General features: G+C 62.8%; 3 protein-coding genes and 4 pseudogenes. 2 read left to right on the forward strand and 5 right to left on the reverse strand.

Going from position 1 to position 6,534, the window contains the following annotated elements; translation table 11 throughout:
• Nucleotides 1-202: 202 nt before the first annotated feature.
• From JCM25143_RS19950 to JCM25143_RS14025, 5 genes and pseudogenes are all read right to left on the reverse strand, one after another.
• Nucleotides 203-1,271: pseudogene (locus tag JCM25143_RS19950) on the reverse strand (WD40 repeat domain-containing protein).
• The gene (locus tag JCM25143_RS14010) at nucleotides 1,261-2,271 is read right to left on the reverse strand and encodes a CobW family GTP-binding protein (RefSeq protein WP_025861668.1); all 1,011 of its coding nucleotides are present in this window, start codon (nucleotides 2,269-2,271) and stop codon (nucleotides 1,261-1,263) included. The pseudogene JCM25143_RS19950 and the gene JCM25143_RS14010 overlap by 11 nt, the downstream one beginning before the upstream one ends.
• Nucleotides 2,272-2,382: 111 nt before the next feature.
• Nucleotides 2,383-3,762: pseudogene (locus JCM25143_RS19955) on the reverse strand (chloride channel protein).
• A gap of 129 nt (nucleotides 3,763-3,891) precedes the next feature.
• Nucleotides 3,892-4,843, reverse strand: a pseudogene (locus tag JCM25143_RS19960) (cation diffusion facilitator family transporter).
• A 26-nt stretch (nucleotides 4,844-4,869) separates the two neighbouring features.
• The gene (locus JCM25143_RS14025) at nucleotides 4,870-5,871 is read right to left on the reverse strand and encodes a cation diffusion facilitator family transporter (protein WP_234395313.1); all 1,002 of its coding nucleotides are present in this window, start codon (nucleotides 5,869-5,871) and stop codon (nucleotides 4,870-4,872) included.
• On the opposite strand from JCM25143_RS14025, the gene JCM25143_RS24410 reads away from it, so the two are divergent.
• Complete coding sequence (locus JCM25143_RS24410; RefSeq protein WP_234395315.1) at nucleotides 5,767-6,117, forward strand: hypothetical protein; 351 nt, start codon at nucleotides 5,767-5,769, stop codon at nucleotides 6,115-6,117. The genes JCM25143_RS14025 and JCM25143_RS24410 overlap by 105 nt on opposite strands.
• A 119-nt stretch (nucleotides 6,118-6,236) precedes the next feature.
• Nucleotides 6,237-6,534: pseudogene (locus JCM25143_RS19965) on the forward strand (FAD-dependent oxidoreductase); the annotation flags it as partial.

Raw genomic sequence — 6,534 nt, forward strand, 5'->3', positions numbered from 1 at the left:
CTGGGGGCTGGAGGATGCGGTGCTGCCGCTCCCCAACACGCAAGGGCTGGTGCCGCCCCCACATGAGCTACTGCTGGAACAGACCGGGCATCTGCCCCAGCTTGAACGCCCGGCGGAGGTGGCGCAGGCCGTAGCGGCATTTGCCGCTCAGGCACAGGCGGCACCATAAGGGCACCGCCGAACCTTTTCCGGGCCTGACCTTTTATTCAGAGGCCAGCGTTACAGCCCCGATCAGGCCTTCCTCGGTGCCAAAGCCCAGCATGCAGCCGTCCGGGCTGTACGCCAGAGCCGTAATGGCCCCACCCTGATTGAGCGAAACAGGCAGAACGCGGCGTGTTTCGATATCGATCATCAGCACTGAGCCATCGGCAAAGCCTGCGGCTACTACGTCCTGTGTGGGGTGGCAGGCAACGCGGGTGCACAATGCGCCGCCCGAGCCGGGCAGTTCTACCGGCGGTTTGCCCATGGGGCCGCTGCCTGTGAACGACCACATGACCACCACATCAGCCCGCTTGTTACCAGCCATTTGCCATCGCGCGTGAACGCCATGGAACGCACCTTGGTCGGGTAGCCGCTCATGCGCATGTTATGGCCGTCAGCCAGACGCCAGCCATGTAGGTCGTTGTCCTGCATGGCAGTCACTACGGCATCGCCCTGCGGGTGCATGACAATGCCCAGATGGCTGCCTTTCCATTCCAGCAGGCGGGGGCTGCCATCCTTGGACTGGGTGAACCACAGCGACACGCCATTGTAGTGCGAAACCGCAATACGCTTGCCACGGGGGTCGAACGCCATACCGCCTACCGTTGAAGGGTGCTCCAGCGTGCGGGTCACGGTGCGGCCCGTCGCATCGCGCAGTTCCACCTCGCGCCCGGCGGCAGAGGCGACAATGGCCAGTTTGGGGTCCACATAGGTTACGACATGCTCGACCCAGCGCCGGCCCTTGCCCAGTTCCTCGATCTCGCCCGTGGGGTCCAGACGGCAGAGCCGCCCGTCATCCCCACCGCTGAGGAAGCAGTCCGTCAATGTATCGGCGGACAGGGTCAGGGCCGGGCCATCATGCACCGCGTGAGATGTCCAGCTTGCGGGGGTGCGCACGTCTTCGCGGTGCAGGACAACGACATCGCCTCTACCGTGGCAAAGGCGAAACGGCTGGAATCACGTGAAGCTACGCAGTCCGTGATTTCACCTTCGACAACCCGCACACCGCCCCGGCTGTCAATCAGCCACCGGGAGACAGGGTTTGTGAATGCTGCGTGTTCATGCGGCAATGCAGCTTTCAAGCCCACGGCGGAGCTGGGGCCGGTTGAGGTTGCGGCCAATGAACACAAGGCGGCTTTCACGCGCTTCATCTGCTTTCCACGGGCCTATGGCATCGCCATCGGCCATCATGTGTACGGCCTGAAAGGCAAAGCGGTCAGGCTGGCCCGCGAAGTTCAGAATCCCCTTGGTGCGCAGAATATCAGCGCCTTTTTCCTGCAACAGGGCGCTGACCCACATCTGGAAACGACCGGCATCAAGCGGTTCCTTCACCACGAGCGAGACACTGGAAATGTCTTCCTCATGCTCGTGCGAGGGGTTTTCCAGAAAATCGGGGCTGGCTTCCAGTACGCGGGCAAGGTCGAAACCACCGCGATCGAGCACGTCGGTCAGTTTGACATTGCCTTTCTGCGCGCGGTGGATGGGGGCGGCGCTGTTCAAGCGGCGAATGGTCTCTTCCACGCGGGCAAGTCCGGCCTCGTCCATCAGGTCGGTCTTGTTGAGGATAATCACATCCGCAAAGGCAAGCTGGTCGCGTGCTTCGGGGCTTTCTTCAAGGGTGGTCAGGATGTTGTAGGCGTCAACAACCGTCACGACCGCATCAAGCCGGGCTTTTTCGCGCACATCTTCATCTGCGAAGAAGGTCTGCGCTACGGGGGCTGGGTCGGCCAGACCCGTGGTTTCGACAATCACGCCGTCAAACTTGCCGCGCCGCTTCATCAGTCCGTTCAGAATACGGATCAGGTCGCCACGCACGGTGCAGCAGATGCAGCCGTTGTTCATTTCGAACACTTCCTCGTCGGCATCCACCACGAGGTCGTTATCCACGCCCAGTTCCCCGAACTCGTTGATGACAACCGCATATTTGCGGCCGTGCTCGGCGGTCAAGATATGGTTCAGCAGCGTGGTCTTGCCCGCTCCCAGAAAGCCGGTCAGGACCGTGACCGGCACGCGGTTATCTGGCTCGTCGGCCTGTGTGATGTCGGCGGAAATACCGGATACATCGGACATGGGAGAACCCTCCGTTCTGGCTGCGTTATGGGTGTCATATAGGACAGCAGGGGCTCGGAAACCAGAGACCCCGCCACCCGGGGTGCCTGCGCCAGCCCTGCTGGCCATCGGTTACCGGTTGGTGGGGGAGGTGGAATCGGGCCGGGGGGCGGGGGCGGCATTTTTTTGCCCAGCGCTCGTGGTGCGCAGGAAGCGCACGGCCAGCGCGCCATACAGGGCGTGGCTGCACAGGGCGCGTGAAATGCCAAAGGCCAGAAAGGCGCTCGCCATCAGGGCCAAGGTAATCTGCTGGTTGTCGCACATTTCCATGACAATGACGGTCGCTGTCAGGGGAGATTGCGTTACGGCGGAAAAATAGGCCACCGTACCCAGCAGGACCACCGCGCCTGAAGCCGTGTGCGGCAGATACTGGGCAACCCACCCGCCCATGCCCGCCCCGATGGACAGATGGTGCGAACAGCCCGCCCGGAATGCCCGAGCAGTAAGAGACAAAGGTGGCCAGCAGCTTGAGCACGAAATAATAGGCCGGATACTGATCCGACCCCATGATGATATCGCGCGCCTGCGTATAGCCGGTGCCGTAGGTAATGCCTTCGGAAACAATGCCGATAATGGCCAGTACAAGGCCGCACAGCGCCGCGAACAGCACAGGGCGGCGGCTGATGAAAGCGCCTATCCGCCCCGGTATCCCGCGCGATACGCGCACCAGAAGGGCGGAAAACATGCCGCCGCTCAGCCCGCCCAGCACGCCGCAGGCCAGAACGGCCAGCCAGCTCGCCCCGACCGGCACGGCCGAATAGGTGTGGCCGAAATAGGTGTAGTTGCCCATCAGGCGATGGCCGTCACACCCGAAATGACCACGCAGGTCAGCATGGTGCCGCTGGTGCGCTGCTCGAACGAGCGGGCCAGTTCTTCTATACCGAACACGATTCCCGCCAGCGGGGTGTTGAAGGCGGCGGCAACCCCGGCGGCCCCTCCGGCCTTGATTAGGGCATGAATGCCCGTCACGTTGGTCATGCCCGCCTGCCGCCCCACCATGTGCATGATGGAAGCTCCCACCTGTACGGTCGGGCCTTCACGCCCGATGGAGGCACCGGCCAGCAGCCCCAGACAGGTGAGAAAAATCTTGGCCAGCGCAATCCGTATGGCCAGAATCCGGTCTACCAGCACCATGTCATGCAGGTGCAGGCAGGCAATGGCCTGAGGGATGCCGCTGCCCTGTGCGCCACGGAACCAGCGGCGTGTCAGCCATGTGGAAAGGGCCAACCCCAGCGGGGCCACCACCAGCATCAGTAGCGGGCTGACATGGGTAATGCGCGCACGGAGATGGCTTGCGGCATCGGCCAGCTCCGCAAAGCCTACGGCCACAAGGCCGACCAGCACCGCGCCCGACCAGTAAATGAGCTTGCGCCGCCAGTTCAAAGTGCCGTTTCGGGCCAGATCACGGAACTGGTGGAGGGATTCGAGCGTGGTGTTCACGCTGGGGTGCATGGGTCGGGTCCGCCTGATGGAAACTGGGCCGGAAACGCGGCTGGGTCTGTCCGGTTTCCCCCATAGCCGCATCTGTCCCGGCATGGCAAAGGTTTCATGCGTGCGGGGAGACTGGCATGCTCTGGCGGGTTAGGTCCGCCCCTTTGCGGGTGGCTCGGCAGGGGGTGTTGCAGGCCGTGGCCAGAAGACAATGCCTCATGTTTGGCCAGACGGTCAGGCTCGACATGGATATGCACCAGCGTGCTGCCCATCTGTGCACGCAGCCCTGCTTCGATGCGGTCGCAGATATCATGGGCTTTTTCCACGCTCATGCTGCCGGGCACCACCAGATGGAAATCCAGAAATGTCATGGCCCCCACGATCCGGGTGCGGATATCATGGGCTTCAATCGCACCCTGCCCATTGGCCGCGATAATATCGCGGATCTGGTCCAGCGTTGCGCCATCGGGGGCCTGATCCATCAGCCCCGCAATGGAGTCGCGCATGACTTCCCAGCCCACGCGCAGTACGTTCAGGGCAACAAACCCTGCCAGCAGCGCATCCAGCCGGGCCCAGCCGGTGATGGGAATAAGGGCCACACCCACAACCAGTGCTGCCCCTGTCCACACATCGGACAGCACATGCTGCCCCCCTGCCACCAGCGCGGGCGAGCGGCGTGCCCGGCCTGCCTGAAGCATGGTCAGCCCCCAGCCAGATTGAGCAGGGTGGCAGTACCGTTGAGCGCAAGGCCGGACCATGGGGCAAGAGCGGGGTGCGGTGACAGCCAGCCCTCAATGGCCTCGCGCCCGATCAGGAAGGCTGTTAGCACCACCAGTGTACCTTCGGCCACGGCGGACAGGTATTCGGCCTTGTAATGCCCGTAGGTGTGGTTGTGATCCGCCGGGCGTTCGGCAATGCCCAGCGCCCATAGCCCCCCGGCGGCGGATACGACGTTGATGATGGTTTCCATCGCATCGGCGCCAAGGGCCACGCTGCCCGATACGGTATAGGCCGCGTATTTCAGTGTCAGCGCCAGTACGCTCACCAGTAGGCTGAGCAGCGCAATGCCTTTGTTGCTGTCGGGCAGAACGAACAGGGGCATAAGGGGGCAGGCTCCGGCGGCGGGGGTCAGACCGTGTTGGGGTCTGTCAGGTGGCATGAAGGGGCGTAGGCGGCGCTTTCGATCTGCACCGTGGGGTGGGCTATGGCAAAGCGCGTGCGCAGGGTTTCAACAGCCTGTGCCAGCAATATGGCGTTCTGCTCGCCCGAAGCCTCCGCCGTGCTGACCAGATGCACCGTCAGCGCGGTTTCTGTGGTGCTCAGGGGCCATACATGCAGGTCGTGCAGGTCGGCAACCCCGGGCAGGGCGCGTAGGGCTGCTTCAAGGGCTGCGCTATCGACCGAGCGGGGTACTGCGTCCAGAGCCATGTCCAGCGAATCCCGCAAAAGCGACCATGTGCTCAGTACCACCACCACGGAAATACCAAGGCTTATAGCCGGGTCGATCCAGTTCAGCCCTGTCAGCAGCACCAGAGCCCCTGCAATGACCACGGCAAGGGATGTCAGGGCATCGGCCATCAGATGGGCAAAGGCTCCGCGTACGTTCAGGTCTTCCTTCTGGCCGGAGGCAAAAAGCAGGGCGGTGGCACCGTTGACGATAATACCGCATGCCGCCACCACCATCATGGTTCTGCCCATGGGTTCCGCGCCATGTGGTTCGACAAGGCGCAGAATGGCCTCCCACGCTACGCCGCCTGTAACCAGCATCAGCACAAGCGCGTTGGCCAACGCTGTCAGAATGGATGAGCGGCGCAGCCCGTAGGTAAAGCGTGCTGACGGCCCCCGCCGTGACAGCACGTTTGCCAGCCATGCGGCGCCCAGAGCCATCACGTCGGACAAATTGTGTCCTGCATCAGCCAGTAGTGACAGGGAATGCGACAGCGTGCCCCAGATGGCTTCAATGATCAGATAGACGGTGTTGGCCGCCATGCCGATGGCAAAGGCCCGCCCGAACGAAGCCGGAGCATGACTGTGCCCATGCCCATGACTATGGCCGTGATCATGCCCGTGGTGATCATGGCCTGCATGGTCATGATCGTGGTCATGGTCGTCGTGCGTATGGCCCTGCACGCTATGGTCATGACCTGCTGCGTCATGGCTGTGCTGATCCGACTCCACATCATGCGTGTTCACCGTTGGTGTGTGGGCATGGGAGGTGTTGTCGGTGTGGTCCGGCTGTCCAGACTGGGGCGGCGTGGGGGGCTGGGACATGGGCATGCCTCGGGGTTGGTCAACCGAAAAAGGGGACAGGCTGGATGTGTTTTCCTGTATCCCGCCCTTTGGGTGCAGCCACAAGGGGGCGCGTGCGGGCCATGAGGGCAGAGTGTTGCCCGCCAAAGGGCAAGGCCTGTTGGACATTGCGCCAGAAGGGTTTTTGCGACTAGGGATGGCGCAGTTTTGACCCTGTCAGTTTTTATGGATGATAGAACCGTCCCATGCTGCGATTGACCGAACTGCGCCTGCCGCTTGATCACCCGCCCGAGGCTCTTGAAAACGCCATCTGCGCGCGGCTGGCTATCCCCCGTGATGCCCTTGAGCACTTCAGCGTCTTTAAACGCGGGCATGATGCTCGCCGTCGCTCCGCCATCATGCTTGTCTATACGGTGGATTGCGCCGTGCAAGACGAGGCCGCCGTGCTGGCGCGCTTCCGGCAGGCCAACCCGCGTGACAGTCATGTGCAGATCGCGCCGGATATGAGCTGGGCTCCGCCGCTGGCGCATGGGCGAACTGGCG

Origin of the sequence: Acetobacter papayae JCM 25143 (assembly GCF_000613285.1) — a bacterium.
In the GTDB taxonomy this organism is placed as follows: Bacteria; Pseudomonadota; Alphaproteobacteria; order Acetobacterales; family Acetobacteraceae; genus Acetobacter; species Acetobacter papayae.

Coding starts and splice junctions, on each gene's coding strand:
- JCM25143_RS14010 (WP_025861668.1), bottom strand. CDS start 2,271: ATGTCCGATGTATCCGGTATTTCCGCCGACATCACACAGGCCGACGAG.
- JCM25143_RS24410 (WP_234395315.1), top strand. CDS start 5,767: ATGACTGTGCCCATGCCCATGACTATGGCCGTGATCATGCCCGTGGTG.